Origin of the sequence: Paenibacillus amylolyticus (genome assembly GCF_001570725.1) — a bacterium.
Lineage (GTDB): Bacteria > Bacillota > Bacilli > Paenibacillales > Paenibacillaceae > Paenibacillus > Paenibacillus amylolyticus_A.
The window spans coordinates 2,491,491-2,506,077 of record NZ_BCNV01000001.1 but is presented as its reverse complement, the minus strand read 5'-3'; the positions used below and the strand labels follow the sequence as shown (position 1 = coordinate 2,506,077).

13 protein-coding genes are annotated in these 14,587 nt (G+C 47.2%); 9 read left to right on the top strand and 4 right to left on the bottom strand.

Annotation, left to right across the window (positions count from 1 at the left end; translation table 11 throughout):
• The first annotated feature begins 90 nt into the window (after positions 1-90).
• From PAHA3_RS10925 to PAHA3_RS10885, 9 genes are all read left to right on the top strand, one after another.
• Positions 91-2,322 carry a glycoside hydrolase family 52 protein gene (locus PAHA3_RS10925; protein WP_062834759.1) on the top strand — a complete coding sequence of 744 codons (2,232 nt, stop codon included), beginning with the start codon at positions 91-93 and terminating at the stop codon, positions 2,320-2,322.
• Positions 2,319-4,460, top strand: coding sequence for an alpha-glucuronidase family glycosyl hydrolase (locus PAHA3_RS10920; RefSeq protein ID WP_062834758.1), 2,142 nt, complete (start codon positions 2,319-2,321; stop codon positions 4,458-4,460). Before PAHA3_RS10925 ends, PAHA3_RS10920 begins: the two co-directional genes overlap by 4 nt.
• A 104-nt stretch (positions 4,461-4,564) precedes the next feature.
• Positions 4,565-5,632 carry an NAD(P)-dependent alcohol dehydrogenase gene (locus tag PAHA3_RS10915; RefSeq protein WP_153028197.1) on the top strand — a complete coding sequence of 356 codons (1,068 nt, stop codon included), beginning with the start codon at positions 4,565-4,567 and terminating at the stop codon, positions 5,630-5,632.
• A 185-nt stretch (positions 5,633-5,817) separates the two neighbouring features.
• Positions 5,818-6,066, top strand: a complete 249-nt coding sequence (locus tag PAHA3_RS10910; protein ID WP_017688214.1) for an HPr family phosphocarrier protein — start codon at positions 5,818-5,820, stop codon at positions 6,064-6,066.
• Positions 6,067-6,210: 144 nt separating this feature from the next.
• A complete protein-coding gene (locus PAHA3_RS10905; RefSeq protein ID WP_062834756.1) occupies positions 6,211-6,462 on the top strand; it encodes a type B 50S ribosomal protein L31 in 252 nt (83 codons plus the stop codon).
• A 215-nt stretch (positions 6,463-6,677) separates the two neighbouring features.
• Complete coding sequence (locus PAHA3_RS10900) at positions 6,678-6,983, top strand: Dabb family protein (RefSeq protein WP_062834755.1); 306 nt, start codon at positions 6,678-6,680, stop codon at positions 6,981-6,983.
• A gap of 147 nt (positions 6,984-7,130) precedes the next feature.
• Positions 7,131-7,892, top strand: coding sequence for an SDR family NAD(P)-dependent oxidoreductase (locus PAHA3_RS10895; protein WP_062834754.1), 762 nt, complete (start codon positions 7,131-7,133; stop codon positions 7,890-7,892).
• A 257-nt stretch (positions 7,893-8,149) separates the two neighbouring features.
• Positions 8,150-9,877 (top strand): ubiquinone-dependent pyruvate dehydrogenase, encoded by a 1,728-nt coding sequence (poxB, locus tag PAHA3_RS10890; protein ID WP_062834753.1) that lies wholly within the window; start codon positions 8,150-8,152, stop codon positions 9,875-9,877.
• Between the two features lie 322 nt (positions 9,878-10,199).
• Positions 10,200-10,955: an SDR family NAD(P)-dependent oxidoreductase gene (locus PAHA3_RS10885; RefSeq protein ID WP_062834752.1), complete on the top strand. Its 756-nt coding sequence runs from the start codon at positions 10,200-10,202 to the stop codon at positions 10,953-10,955.
• A 109-nt stretch (positions 10,956-11,064) separates the two neighbouring features.
• Here the strand turns inward: PAHA3_RS10885 and PAHA3_RS10880 are convergent, their stop codons facing one another.
• The 4 genes from PAHA3_RS10880 to PAHA3_RS10865 all read right to left on the bottom strand — a co-directional run bounded on the left by PAHA3_RS10880 (position 11,065) and on the right by PAHA3_RS10865 (position 14,531).
• A complete protein-coding gene (locus PAHA3_RS10880; RefSeq protein WP_062834751.1) occupies positions 11,065-12,249 on the bottom strand; it encodes an MFS transporter in 1,185 nt (394 codons plus the stop codon).
• A 244-nt stretch (positions 12,250-12,493) separates the two neighbouring features.
• Positions 12,494-12,781, bottom strand: a complete 288-nt coding sequence (locus tag PAHA3_RS10875; RefSeq protein WP_062834750.1) for an ArsR/SmtB family transcription factor — start codon at positions 12,779-12,781, stop codon at positions 12,494-12,496.
• Between the two features lie 165 nt (positions 12,782-12,946).
• Positions 12,947-13,288 carry a ribosomal protein L7/L12 gene (locus PAHA3_RS10870; RefSeq protein ID WP_062834749.1) on the bottom strand — a complete coding sequence of 114 codons (342 nt, stop codon included), beginning with the start codon at positions 13,286-13,288 and terminating at the stop codon, positions 12,947-12,949.
• Positions 13,289-13,331: 43 nt separating this feature from the next.
• Positions 13,332-14,531, bottom strand: a complete 1,200-nt coding sequence (locus PAHA3_RS10865) for a cytochrome P450 family protein (RefSeq protein ID WP_062834748.1) — start codon at positions 14,529-14,531, stop codon at positions 13,332-13,334.
• Positions 14,532-14,587 lie beyond the last annotated feature (56 nt).

Here is a 14,587-nt window from a genome sequence, read left to right as displayed (position 1 = left end):
ATTGATTTGATCATGGTCTGAGATGGAACCACATGTTAGGATGGGGCTAATGAAAACGTATGCATACCATTCTGAGAGGGGTTATGATTCATGAGCACATCCAAATCCATCTTTTATAATGCACATCACGCACCGATTGGTGCTTTTGCCAGTTTTACACTGGGATACAAAGGAGCCAAGGGCGGGCTGGGTCTGGAACTCGGCAAGCCGGCAGACCAGAATGTATATATTGGGTTACAATCTCGCGATGGAGAGAATTATCAGGCACTTCCTTTTTATGAAGCTTCCGAGGATGAGAGCAGTCGCTATGATGTAGAGAAGTTAGAGAATGGGGATCAGGCACAGACATCCGTAGATATGGAGGTAAAGGGGGACACGGCCCCGTCGACGACTGCGTCAAAGGTTCCACAACCTCTTATTACGGCTTTTCGAGATGAAGATATTACTCGTGAATTCACCTCAGGTACGGATACGTGGACTGCGGGAGATCTGACGTTCCGGATCTACTCGCCTGTACGTCCAGTACCTGATCCAACGAGTGGGGATCGTGAAGCCTTAATGGATGCACTCGTACCTGCCGTATTGGTGGAAATGACGATTGACAACACGCAAGGTCAACAATCTCGCAAAGCCTACTTTGGCTATCAGGGTAATGATCCGTACTCCGCGATGCGTCTGATTGGAGGGCCGGAAGGTGGTTCCATCACAGGTGTGGGACAAGGTCGGCTTACAGCCATTATGTCAGCAGATGACGGACTGTGGCCCGCCCGCGGGTTTACGTTGGAGAAGCTGTTACAGGAGAAGCATCGGGAGAATCTGGCTTTTGGACTTGGCGGAACTGCGGCATTACTGATGGAGGTACCGGCTGGACAGAAACGTACATATCAATTCGCAGTATGTTTCTATCGTGGGGGTATTGTGACGACCGGAATGGACACGACTTATTGGTATACGCGGTATTTTGCTGATATCCAGGCCGCAGGAGAGTATGCACTTCAACGTTTCAGTGAGTTGACCGCATCCTGTGAAGAGGTTGAACAGCGCCTTGGAACGGCTGCTCTGAGTGAAGATCAATCATTCATGCTTGCTCATTCCATTCACAGCTATTATGCGAGCACTCAACTGCTGGATGCCGATGGCGAGCCACTCTGGGTGGTGAACGAAGGGGAGTATCGGATGATGAACACACTTGATCTGACGGCTGATCAGTTGTACTTCGAGCTTGCCTTGAATCCCTGGACGGTGCGAAATGAGCTGGAGTGGTTTGTAAAACGGTACAGTTATACGGATCAGGTTCGTTTCCCGGGGGAAGAGAAGTTATATCCAGGCGGAATTACGTTTACCCATGACATTGGTGTAGCCAATGTGTTTTCACGCCCCGGACACTCGGCATATGAGCTAGTGGGCATAGACGACTGCTTCTCACAGATGAGCCATGAAGAACTGGTGAACTGGCTCTGCTGTGCGACTGTATACATTGAACAGACACAGGACCAAGCGTTTGTGAAAGACATGCTGCCTGTTATTCGGGATTGCTTCGACAGCATGCTTAATCGGGACCATCCCGACGCAGAACAGCGTAACGGTCTGATGGGCCTGGATAGCAGCCGTACCCAAGGTGGAGCCGAAATTACAACCTACGACAGCCTAGATGTGTCACTTGGACAGTCTCGCAATAATATCTATCTGGCGGGTAAATGTTGGGCGGTCTATGTTGCATTGGAGAAGCTGTTCGCGACTCAAAAGTTGGCGGATCTGTCACATCAAGCAGGGCTTCAAGCGGATCGCTGCGCTGCCAGTATCGCTACACAGTTGACTGATGGTGGCTACATTCCGGCTGTGATTGCAGAAAATAATGATTCCCGAATTATTCCGGCGATTGAAGGTCTGGTGTTCCCTTACTTTACAGGCTGTGAAGCAGCACTGGATGTGAATGGTCGTTTTGGACCTTACTTGAAGGCGCTTCAAACCCATCTGAAAACGGTTCTTGTACCGGGAACATGTCTGTTCGAAGATGGTGGCTGGAAACTGTCCTCAACAAGCAATAACTCTTGGCTTAGCAAAATCTATCTGTCCCAATTTATCACTAGAGAACTGCTGGGAGTGGAATGGGATGAGACAGGCAAGGCAGCAGATGCGGCTCATGTCAACTGGCTGCTGCATCCGGAAGAATCCTACTGGTGCTGGAGTGACCAGATCCTGTCTGGTGTGGCGGTTGGCAGCAAGTATTATCCGCGTGGTGTAACGTCCATTCTATGGCTACTCGAAGGTAAAGGAAATCAACTTGCTCAGATCTATGCCAGCAAGGAGGCGGTACAATGAGCCAATCCGTCGTTCAATCTGGTCTCTCAGGTCCACAATACGATGCATGGCTGGGGTATCACTCCACAATGTCAGGAACGAATGGGTTTGCCAAGAAGACAGCTCCACTCTGGAGCAGAATGATCTTGGCTGAAGAGAAGCATCAGATTATTACGACAGCTCTGACCGAACTCTCACAGGGACTGGAGAAGTTGTATGGCGTGAAACCCACGGTTAATCAGCTGACTGCTTCTCAGGCTAGTGAGCGGAACGAGCATGCTCCTGCAATACGAATTGGTACATGGGCTGGAAGCCATTCTGTGGCCGAAGCGTTTAGCGAAACGGAGCGTTCTGCTGTGCAAGGGGAAGGCTATATCCTTCGCAAGGACGAGGCAGTAGGTGTACTGGTCATTGGATCAGAGACTCCCCAAGGAGTGCTGTATGGTGCATTCCATCTGCTTCGGGAGCTGACACTTGATCCAAAAATTGCAAGCGAAGCGGAAGAAGCTGCAAACAAGTGGAGTTTTGTTGCCGAGCAGCCAACCAATGCGCTACGGATGATTAATCAGTGGGATAACGTGGATGGTAGTATTGAGCGTGGTTACGCAGGGAAATCCATTTTCTATGATGACGGGGAATTCACGCAGGACCTGGGACGTATCCGGGATTACGCAAGATTGCTCGCTTCTACGGGGATCAATGCCATATCGATCAACAACGTCAACGTTCACCGACATGAGAGCCTGTTCCTGACAGAACGTTACTTGGGTGATGTGGCGAAGGTTGCCGCTGAATTCAGAGCCTATGGCATTCAACTGTTCCTGAGCGCCAACTACGCGAGTCCAATTGAGATTGGTGGAATGCATACGGCAGATCCGCTGGATGCACAGGTTCGGGAATGGTGGAACATTCAAACGGCCAAGGTGTATGCAGCCATTCCGGATTTTGGCGGTTACCTGATCAAGGCAGACTCCGAGAATCGTCCGGGACCGTTCACGTATAACCGTGATCATGCCGATGGTGCGAACATGCTGGCTGAAGCCCTTCGGCCATTCGGTGGATTGGTCATCTGGCGTTGCTTCGTCTATAACTGCAAGCAGGACTGGCGGGATCGTTCCACAGACCGTGCGCGCGCTGCCTATGACCACTTTACGCCGCTGGACGGGCGTTTTGCCGACAATGTCATTTTGCAAATCAAGAATGGACCGATGGATTTTCAGGTGAGAGAGGCGGTATCCCCACTATTCGGCGCCATGGAAAATACGAATCAGGTCATTGAGTTTCAGATTACGCAAGAGTATACCGGGCAGCAGCGTCATCTGTGTTATCTGGTTCCCCAATGGAAAGAAGTATTGGACTTTGACACATACGCCAAAGGCGAAGGTTCAGAGATCAAACGAATCGCGGACGGTTCTCTGTATCAACGACCTTATAGTGGCTTCGCTGCAGTATCCAATATTGGCGCAGATGCTTGCTGGACAGGACATCCGCTCGCGCAGGCGAATCTGTATGGATATGGCAGACTTGCGTGGAATCCGGAGTTGTCCGCGGAAGAGATTGCCGATGAGTGGGTGAGACTGACGTTTGGACATGAGGACGAAGTCGTGCGGCAGGTTACGGGTATGCTTTTGAATTCGCTAGATATCTATGAAAATTATACTGCACCTCTCGGTGTAGGCTGGATGGTTAACCCGGAGCATCATTATGGGCCGAATGTAGATGGTTATGAGTATTCCAAATGGGGAACGTATCACTTTGCCGATTGTCATGGCATTGGTGTAGATCGAACCGTGAAGAGCGGCACAGGGTATACCTCGCAGTATCACCCTGAGAATGCTGATCGCTATGAGTCTTTGGACACCTGTCCAGATGAGTTAATCTTATTTTTCCATCACGTGCCGTACACCCATGTTCTGCATTCGGGTAAGACAGTCATTCAGCATATTTATGATACACACTTTGAAGGTGCCGCGCAGGCAGAGGCGTTAGCCGAGACATGGAGACAGCTGGAGGGGAAAGTGGACCCGGTTATCTTCAGCAAAGTTGCTTCATTACAGGAGAATCAGGCTGAACATGCGAAGGAATGGCGGGACATGATCAATACGTACTTCTATCGCAAGAGCGGCATTGCGGATGAACAGGGTCGAACAATTTATTGAGTGGAATTGCGAATGCGGATGAACTTGGTGATATGAAGAAAGAAGATACCTTGTTTCTTTGATGTACAATAGACAGCATGGACATACATGAGGAGGAGATACGTATGGGACAACTTCAACTGCCCGAGACCATGAAAGCTGCTGTCATGACAGAGCCAGGACACATTATTATTGAGGAACAACCCGTCCCGCAACCGGCTGCGGATGAGGTGTTAATTCAAGTGATGGCTGTAGGGGTATGCGGATCGGATGTGCATTATTTTGAGCATGGACGCATCGGCAGATTTGTGGTGGAGAAACCGATCATTCTGGGACATGAGTGTGCGGGGATCATTGCTGCTGTGGGATCGAGCGTATCACGTTTGAAAACAGGGGATCGGGTTGCTATTGAACCTGGGGTGACTTGCGGACGTTGCACAGCATGCAAGGAAGGTCGATATAATCTCTGTCCGGATGTTCAGTTTCTGGCGACCCCTCCGGTGGACGGGGCATTTGTACAATACATGACGATGCGTGAAGATATGGTATTTAAGATACCAGACCATCTGTCCTATGAGGAAGCAGCCATGAACGAGCCATTCTCCGTTGGGATTCACGCAGCTCGCCGGAGCAAGCTGGCTCCGGGTACGACTCTTGCGATTATGGGGATGGGGCCCGTTGGACTGATGGCTGTTGCGGCTGCAAAATCATTTGGCGTAGAGAAGATCATTGTTACGGATCTGGAGGAAGTCAGGCTGCAAGCGGCTCGCCGCATGGGCGCTACCCATACCATTAATGTGCGGAATGAAGATGCACTGGCTGTGATTCGTGAATTAACCGGTGGTGTGGGTGTTGATACTGCATGGGAAACAGCGGGGAATCCGAAGGCGCTACAATCCGCTCTGTATTCACTTCGACGTGGAGGCAAGCTTGCGATTGTTGGCCTGCCGGCACAGGACGAGATTGCACTTAATGTTCCCTTTATCGCAGACAATGAAGTTGATATCTATGGTATATTCCGTTATGCCAACACCTATCCGGCAGGAATTGAGTTCCTGAGCTCTGGCCAACATGACGTGATGTCTCTGATTACAGATCGTTATTCTCTGGAGGAGACACAGCAGGCGATGGAGCGTGCTTTGCACAATAAGAGTGGCAGTCTTAAAGTCATGGTATATCCGAATGGCAGATAGAACCATACTGGGAGGGTCCTGGAGTTCAGGACTCTTTTTTGATTTTTTTCGGAAAATAAAGGGATAGACAAGCTCCCATAACATGGTATAATTCATGAAGATTTTAATATATAAAATGATACACACCTCTTAGGTGAACAAGTACTTAGCGAAAGGAACTGAAGGTTGTGAGAGTACATGAATTTATGATTCACGCTGATTTTCATCGGGATGATCTGATGTCGGTATCTTCTCAAGCGTCACGTTTTTCCTCGGATATTATTTTGTCGTATATGGAGTCTGAGCATGAACATCGAGTAGATGTCAAAAGCCTGCTTGGAATGGCGTTACTTCCCATTCGATATGGTAGTGTTGTCAGATTACAGACAAGAGGCAGGGATGAGCTGGAGGCACTGGAGTACATGCTGAATGTACTGGAGAAAGGGACGGCGTGACACCTGATAGGTATAAAAATCACAGAAATCATAATTTTTTTAGCTATTCCTCAAATCTTGCTGGTACTTTGTACAAAAAAAGAGTATAATAAAATTTAGTTTGATTCTAAAGAAGTACCCATATTAAAGGAGTGTAAATAGATTATGCCAAAAGTTGACATCCATCCAAAGACACAACTCGTAATTTTTTACGATGCAAGTGCTGATTTCAAATTCCTGAGTTCTTCCACGAAGTTCTCTAACGAAACTATGGAATGGGAAGACGGTAACTCTTACCCAGTAATCCGTGTGGACACTAGTTCCGCATCCCACCCGTTCTTCACTGGTAAACAAAGAAACGTGGATATCGGTGGCCGTGTTGATAAATTTAACCGTAAATACAACATCAACAAATAGTTTGACCATACATTACAAGAAAACCTCGGGATTCGTCCTGAGGTTTTTTTGTGTACATATTCAGGGTAAAGGCTTTTGAATTTTACTTGAAATTAATATTTGTGACTAGAAATATCCATTTCATTAAAAATTAATTCAACCAATTATTGCGCTTACAACACATTCGGATGTACACTAGGAAACAGAGTAAGAACATATTGGAGGAGGAAATAGAGATGAGCAGCATCACACATATGGTAACGTTTACACTTTACGCAGGTAAGGATACACCGGAGGCGGAAGCCTTTTTGAAGGAAAGTTCAGACGCACTTGCAGTCATTCCTGGCGTAGAGCAGTTTCAGGTTCTGAGACAGGTAAGTGAGAAAAATGAGTTCGATTACAGCTTCTCGATGGTCTTTGCTGATCAGGCTGCGTATGATGCATACAACAATCATCCGGTTCACCGTCAATATGTAGAAGAGCGTTGGGAAAAGGAAGTCAGTCGCTTCCAGGAAATTGATCTCATTCAACATAATAAATAATCATCCCTCATAGAGGCTAAGTTTGAACTGATATATACAGCATTGAATAATGCTGTATATCCCTCTAGATGAAGTCAATTCGTGTTGAGAAACAGACTAATTCGAAATCGTTTTCGGTAAAATGAATTTAAGGAGGTATTCGCTGTTATGCAATTGGATCTCACAGGAAAAACGGCTCTGGTTACAGGCGCAACCGGTCAACTGGGGAGAGTGATTGCCCGCACGTTGGCAGCCTGTGGCGCCAATCTGGCTCTACATTACATAAATAATGATACGAAGGCTCGGGAGCTTCAGGGTGAGATTGAAGCACTCGGTCGTCAGGCTGTTATTATACAGGGAGATATTACGAAGCAGGATACGGTATTTCGGATGCGTGATGAGATTCAGTCTGTCCTCGGCGGAGTGGATATCGTTGTTGCCAATGCGGTCATTCAATATGAATGGACAACAGTGTTGGAGCAGTCGCCTGAAGATTATTTGAGCCAGTTCGAATCCTGTGTCATGCAGAGTGTATATCTTGCCAAAGCTTTCATTCCTCATATGCAAAACGTCAGAGCCGGTCGCTTCATTGGCATTAATACCGAATGTGCGATGCAAAATTTCGCTCATCAGTCTGCTTACACCGCTGGTAAGCGTGGAATGGATGGTGTATATCGAGTGCTTGCCAAAGAGGTTGGCGAGTATCAGATTACCGTGAACCAGGTTGCACCTGGATGGACGATTAGTGAACGTGATCGCTCCAGTGAGCCTGGGCATGATGAGGCATATACGCGTACTGTGCCGCTGAAGCGCAGGGGTGAAGATCAGGAAATCGCCAATGCGGTGGCTTTTCTCGCTTCGGATCTGTCCTCATTTATCACGGGTGCCTATATCCCTGTAAGTGGTGGTAATGTTATGCCTGCCATTTAGAGTACTCTGTGGATTCAGGAATTCAGATGAAATACGAATCAATCTAGTTTAATCGTAATCCGTTTGTCATTCGACAAGCGGATTTTTTGGCATTTTGCTAACAATGTAATAACGATTGAAGGGGCAGGTTTTTCGTTTTATATATCCAGAGATACATATAATTTGGTTCGGATTTCAGAAGATTGGGGTATAAGAATAGGTATATTACCAGAGTGGAAACATAATCAAAATGAGCAATTAAAGGAGACCCATCAATTATGAAAAAAACAGTCGCGGACGTTCTGGTTGAATCCTTATTGAACGCTGGCATCAAACGCATATATGGCATTGTGGGAGACTCCTTGAATGCGGTACTCGACTCCATCCGTCGTTCGGGCAAGATCGAGTGGATTCATGTACGGCATGAAGAAGTGGCGGCATTTGCTGCTGGGGCAGACGCTGAGGTCAGTGGAAGTATCGCTGTCTGCGCTGGTAGCAGTGGTCCTGGTAACATGCATCTGATTAACGGTCTGTACGATTGTCACCGCAACCGTGTTCCTGTACTCGCTATCGCTGCACATATCCCAAGTGATGAGATTGGCAGTGAATATTTCCAGGCGACACATCCCGAGTATCTGTTTCAGGAATGCAGTGATTACTGTGAAGTGATTACGACAGCGAAACAGATGCCGCGTTCCCTCACGATGGCCATCCAGACAGCAGTCGCACGTTCAGGTGTGTCTGTCGTTGTATTGCCGGGGGATGTAGCAGGACTTGAAGCAGCAGATCTGCCTGTACCTGAGCATGTGTATCATGCGACCAATCCAGTGGTACATCCATCTGAGCCCGAACTCGTGAAACTGGCTGAATATCTGAATCAAGGTAAAAAAATTACGTTGCTGTGCGGTGCCGGCTGCGCGGGCGCTCGGGAATCCCTCATGCAGCTCTGCGATCGGTTGAAATCTCCGATGGTCATTGCGCTACGAGGCAAGGAATATTTGGAGTATGACAATCCCTATTCCGTAGGCCTTACGGGTCTAATCGGGTATTCATCCGGTTATCATGCCATGATGGACTGTGATGTACTACTGATGCTGGGAACGGATTTCCCATATCGTCAATTCTATCCCGAAGATGCGAAAGTCCTTCAGGTCGACATTCAATCTTCCCATCTGGGTCGGCGCACGAAGCTGGATTATGGCGTATGTGGGGATGTGAAAGCGACCATTGAAACGTTGCTTCCTTATCTGACAGAAGAACACAGTGACAAACATCTGCGTAAAAGTGTGGACCGTTATGTGAAAGTACGCAAAGATCTGGACGAGCTGGCCGTTGGAAAACCGGGTAAAAAGCCCATCCATCCGCAGTACCTGACCAAGGTCATTAGTGATGCCGCAGCAGAAAATGCAATCTTCACCTGTGATGTCGGTACTCCGACAGTATGGGCGGCCCGTTATATCGAGATGTCTCGCAATCGCAGACTGCTCGGTTCATTCAGTCACGGTACGATGGCAAACGCTTTGCCACAGGCGATTGGCGCCCAGGTCGCTGATCCGGGCAGACAAGTCATCTCGTTGTCAGGTGATGGTGGTATTACGATGTTGATGGGTGATCTGTTGACATTGAAACAGCATAATCTGCCAATTAAAGTTGTAGTGTTTAATAATGGAGCACTCAGTTTTGTTGAGCTGGAGATGAAGGCTGCCGGATTCCTGGAGTCGGGAACAGAGCTTGTAAATCCCAACTTTGCGATGGTTGCTCAAGCCATGGGCATGGAAGGTATCCGGGTTGAGGATCCGGATGAACTGGAAGGGGCTGTGCAGCGTGCGCTTCAGCATGATGGTCCTGTGCTAATTGACGTGGTGGTGAATCGTCAGGAATTGTCCTTACCTCCGAAGATTGATATCAAACAGGCGGAAGGATTCACGCTATGGATGATGAAAGCCGTGCTGAACGGACGCGGGGACGAGATTATTGAATTGGCCAAAACGAATTTGCTAAGATAGGTGCTTCGATAAGCGAAATTGCACCGTGCGAAGTTGTTAAGATAATCGACGTAAATAGCGTCTAGCATCCAAAGGAGGAGCAGGCAGAAGTCATTATTGTTGTCTACTCCTCCAACTTCGTGCTGAATGTGTGATATATGATATAGTATGAATCCATATTATATGAATTGTTTTTATGTCGAAAGTCTATTAGAATAGGTAAAGTCAGGAAGGTTTTATGCCATTTTTGACTTACATATTGCATCATTACATGTACGAAGTTTCATATCGTATTCATCGATCCAATCACAAGATGACACACACACACATGGAGGAGATCAACATGAGTCACGCAGGAAAAGTAGCCATTATTACTGGAGCAGGAAGTGGATTGGGCCAAGCAGCAGCACTGAAGCTGGCTGAGAAGGGTGCATCCATTGTTGTCGTGGATCTTGTCGAAGAGACAGGTCTTGAAACGGTTAAGCAGATTGAGAAGCTGGGAAGTAAAGCCATTTTTGTACAAGCAGATGTGAGTAAAGCACCTGAAGTTGAGAATTACGTGAAAAAAGCAGTCGAAGAGTTCGGACGAATCGACATGTTCTTTAATAATGCAGGTATTGCAGGTCCTGGGATCAAGTTAATCGAACATACAATCGAGCAGTTTGACCAGATTATTGATATCAACCTGAGAAGTGTATTTTACGGGTTGAAGTATGTGATTACAGAAATGCTCAAAACAGGTGGGGGTTCCATTCTGAACACAGCCTCCACAGCCGGTATTGTTGGTGTACCCGCAGTTGCACCTTACGCTGCAACCAAACATGGCGTGGTGGGCTTGACCCGTACAGCTGCGATTGAATATGGCAAGGACAACATTCGTGTAAATGCGATTGCGCCAGGTACCATTGAGACACCGATGGTTGTTCAGTTCGGTAAAGACAACCCTGAAGTGTTCAAGGCAACCGTTGACAGCATTCCATCTGGACGTCTGGGCAGACCGGAAGAGATCGCGAACCTGGTTTCCTTCCTGCTGGGTGATGAAGCGCCATATATCAATGGTGCAGTATATCCGATTGATGGTGCCGTTACAGCTCAATAAGAGTTCTGCTTATCGGTAATAGAACAGCTGTTAAAATGGTTAAAGAGAGGTCACTGTATGCGTACAGTGCCTCTCTTTTTAGTTTGTTTTTTTGTACTACGAACTCATATCAGGCAACTTTATGCGATGTATCGGTTTGTGTACTTTTCGCAGATGCTGAACGATACGAGCTCATAACGATGATGATGGCAACAGCGACCCCGACAGCTCCAATCCAGGTAATGGATGACAATGAAACGCTGCTGACCGCGATTCCGCCAATACCTGCTCCGGCAGCCATCGCCAGTTGCATCACCGAGCTGTTCAGACTAAGCATGATGCCTGAGGATTCCGGAGCCATGGTGACAAGGTTGTACTGCTGAGTTGGACCTGAGGACCACGCGGCAAAAGACCACAAAACCAGAACTAGGAAGACAGCGAGATGAGAGCTTGCCGTTATATTCAGCAGGACCAGACTCACGATATGCAGTGTCATGCCCGTGATCAGCGTTCGTTTGACACCCAATCTGTCCGCACTGAAGCCTCCAACTTTTGAACCGATCAGACTTGCTATGCCAAATGCGAGTAAAGCTGAACTGAGCAGTGCTTCGCTCATTCCTGCGACGGATACAAGATAAGGTGAGATATACGTGTAGGCAATGGAATACCCACCTAACCAGAAAAAGGTCACCAACAGTGCCAAAACAATTCGTGGCTGCTTTAGCAAAGACAGTTGGTTCTTCAATGGAACAGGTGCTTCTGCTTTGGAAGGCGGAATGGCGGCCGCGATCACCAGCATGGCGAGAACGCCAAGAACGGCTATGCCGGCAAAAACAAGCTTCCAATCCCAAGATGCAGCCACAAGCCTTCCGAGCGGAACGCCAACAATCAAAGAAGCCGTAAAACCAGTGATTACTGTGGCGATTGCACTAGCTTGTTTGCCCTCAGCCGCTATTTGGGAAGCAACCGTTAATGCCGTGACAACAACTACTCCCGCGCCTAAAGCCATCAAGACACGTGCTGCGACGAATAGTCCATAGCCCGGCAGCAGGTAGGCAAGAACATTAGCCACAACGAATAGACCGAGGAAGTATAGCAGCAACTTACGACGGTCCCAGCGCGAAGTCAGTGCAATAATGATAGGTGTACCGAGCGCATATACGAGCGAAAAAATCGTAATGAGCTGTCCGGCAGCAATTAAAGAAATATCCATGGTATCTGCAATGCGATCCAAAATGCCGGCAATGACATATTCGGACGTTCCAACTAGGAAGCTGACCAAGGCAAGAACATAGATTTTAAACGTAGAAGACATGGAAATATAACCTCTTTCCGATTATAATTATTATATTTTTAGAAATATAGAAATAAAGACAAGAGAACAAGACATAAATACTGTGAATGCAACCCATCTGCGCGAAAGGTAAAGTTACAACCGAGATAATGAATATTGGTATAAGCGTAAACTTATGTGACCAAGTTCTAGTATGAAATATTGTACAATGTATTGCATAATATTTCGATATTTCTAATTATATAGAAATAAAACTCAAATTTTTTTATTTATTTAGCAGATAGGGAACAAACTTTTGCGCAGTCTCCGTGTTCAGGCTGTAGTAAATATACGTACCTTTCTTCTGCGATGTAAGTAGGCCGCAATCAGACAACTGCTTCAGGTGATGAGACAGAGTCGATAGCGCAACCGTAACAAGGCGGCTCTCCAGATCGGCAGGACACAGATTGCTTTCGCCCGATAGAATCTGAATGATTTTGTAGCGTGTTTGCTCACCCAGTGCTTTATGAATTTTGACGACTTGTTCGAGTTCATTCGAGTTAGGTTGCATCATGATCTGTCCTTTCGTCTTTATTTCTTATTTCTAGTAATATAGAAATAATAGTATCATATGTCGTTTGAAAAGTAAACTCTCGCAGGAAGATTCTAGACTTTCTACTGCGTCTGTGTTAACAGCCGAAAGTCTGGAATAACTCCCTCGAGAGTTGTGGGTTGTAGATTAGCGATCTAGGGAATCAACATAGTCTTTAGCTTCCTTCAATGATAGACCTCGGGCTTCACGCAGTCGTTTGATCGCCATAATTTTTTTCCCTTGTTGTATAAGTGCAATTAGCTCCTGATCCAGATCCGTTGGGGCTGGTTGGCTTGTGTGGGCAGGGGATGCTTCCTTTGGCGATAATGTGTAATTGAAGTCAGAGCGGGCGCTGCCGTTCGAACCGTTCTCCAGACGATCCACATCTCTTTTCAATTCATTCAATTGGCGTTGCAGGCTGGTAACTCTGACCAGTAACACAAGGATCAGAAACAGCAAAACGATCCATACCAAGGTGTTCATTTCCATGATGTCATGTGCCTCACTTTCATTTATTCATGTTTAATAGCCATTATTTAAGTTGAACCGGGATCTCCTTGACACCACGCACGATCATGCCGGGTCTCCATTCGAGTTCATTCACGTCAGCCTGTAGCTGCATATTGGGAAAACGATGCAGAAGTGTACTGACTGCAATCTCGCCTTCCAGACGTGCAAGCGGTGCCCCGAGACAGAGGTGAATGCCTGTGCCAAAAGCCAGATGTGAACTCTTCTCGCGGGTAATGTCAAAGACATCAGCATCCTTGAACTGCTGTTCGTCCCGATTAGCCGAATCAAGCGCAACGATGACAAGTTCACCTTGAGCGATATGCTGTCCACGAAATTCGATATCTTCCAGAGCCCAGCGGGACGTACTGAACTCTACCGGCCCGTTATAGCGCAACATCTCTTCAATGGCCTTGTGAATAAGCTCGGGCTGCTTAATGAGCAGTTCGCGTTGCTCCGGATGTTCCAGCAGGGCAAGAATTCCATTGCCGATGAGATTAACCGTCGTTTCGTGGCCCGCGATGATTAACAAGGAGACTACGCCAAGCAGTTCTTGTTCAGTCAACTGCTGCCCGGACTCTTCTGCAATGACGAGCTGGCTGATCAGATCAGTACCGGGATCATTGCGTACTTTTTCGAACCAGGCCGTCAGGTATTCCGTAAACTCCTTTGTATGCTGCTCAAACAGTTCTGCGCTCTCGGCGGTGGTAGCATCAATTACCGTATTAGACCACATGCGGAATTTGTCACGATCTTCAAGAGGGACTCCCAGAATTTCACTAATAACAATGATGGGCAGCGGGAAGGCAAAGTCATCGATCAGATTCATTTTTTCCTGTGACGGAAGGTTGTCCAGTAGATCATCTGCAATGTCCTGAATATGGCTCCGCATGTCTGCGACCAGTTTGGGTGTGAATGCTTTCTGCACAAGTCCACGTAGACGCCGGTGATCCGGCGGATCGGAGAACAACATATTATTGGAGAAAATGCTTTGATTGTCAGCGCCGTAACGTCGGACCATGTCTTTGCTGAATCGAGGATCTTTCAGAATCTGGACTGCATCCTCGTATCGGGTAATAATCCAGCCGAATTCCCCATGAGGAAACATGACTCTGAAAACAGGCTCATCTTTTCTTAACTTTTCATAAACCGGGTAAGGGTTGTGCGTGAATTCTTTGGTAAAAAACGCTGGCTTTGAGGATTCGTTCGGTTCATTCGGGTTCAAATGCAAAATCTCCTCTCATATTCCTGCATAATACTTGCACCTTCTATATATTCAAT

Coding starts and splice junctions, on each gene's coding strand:
- PAHA3_RS10920 (WP_062834758.1), top strand. CDS start 2,319: ATGAGCCAATCCGTCGTTCAATCTGGTCTCTCAGGTCCACAATACGAT.
- PAHA3_RS10885 (WP_062834752.1), top strand. CDS start 10,200: ATGAGTCACGCAGGAAAAGTAGCCATTATTACTGGAGCAGGAAGTGGA.
- PAHA3_RS10870 (WP_062834749.1), bottom strand. CDS start 13,288: ATGGAAATGAACACCTTGGTATGGATCGTTTTGCTGTTTCTGATCCTT.
- PAHA3_RS10880 (WP_062834751.1), bottom strand. CDS start 12,249: ATGTCTTCTACGTTTAAAATCTATGTTCTTGCCTTGGTCAGCTTCCTA.
- PAHA3_RS10895 (WP_062834754.1), top strand. CDS start 7,131: ATGCAATTGGATCTCACAGGAAAAACGGCTCTGGTTACAGGCGCAACC.
- PAHA3_RS10900 (WP_062834755.1), top strand. CDS start 6,678: ATGAGCAGCATCACACATATGGTAACGTTTACACTTTACGCAGGTAAG.
- poxB (WP_062834753.1), top strand. CDS start 8,150: ATGAAAAAAACAGTCGCGGACGTTCTGGTTGAATCCTTATTGAACGCT.
- PAHA3_RS10910 (WP_017688214.1), top strand. CDS start 5,818: ATGATTCACGCTGATTTTCATCGGGATGATCTGATGTCGGTATCTTCT.
- PAHA3_RS10875 (WP_062834750.1), bottom strand. CDS start 12,781: ATGATGCAACCTAACTCGAATGAACTCGAACAAGTCGTCAAAATTCAT.
- PAHA3_RS10905 (WP_062834756.1), top strand. CDS start 6,211: ATGCCAAAAGTTGACATCCATCCAAAGACACAACTCGTAATTTTTTAC.
- PAHA3_RS10915 (WP_153028197.1), top strand. CDS start 4,565: ATGGGACAACTTCAACTGCCCGAGACCATGAAAGCTGCTGTCATGACA.
- PAHA3_RS10925 (WP_062834759.1), top strand. CDS start 91: ATGAGCACATCCAAATCCATCTTTTATAATGCACATCACGCACCGATT.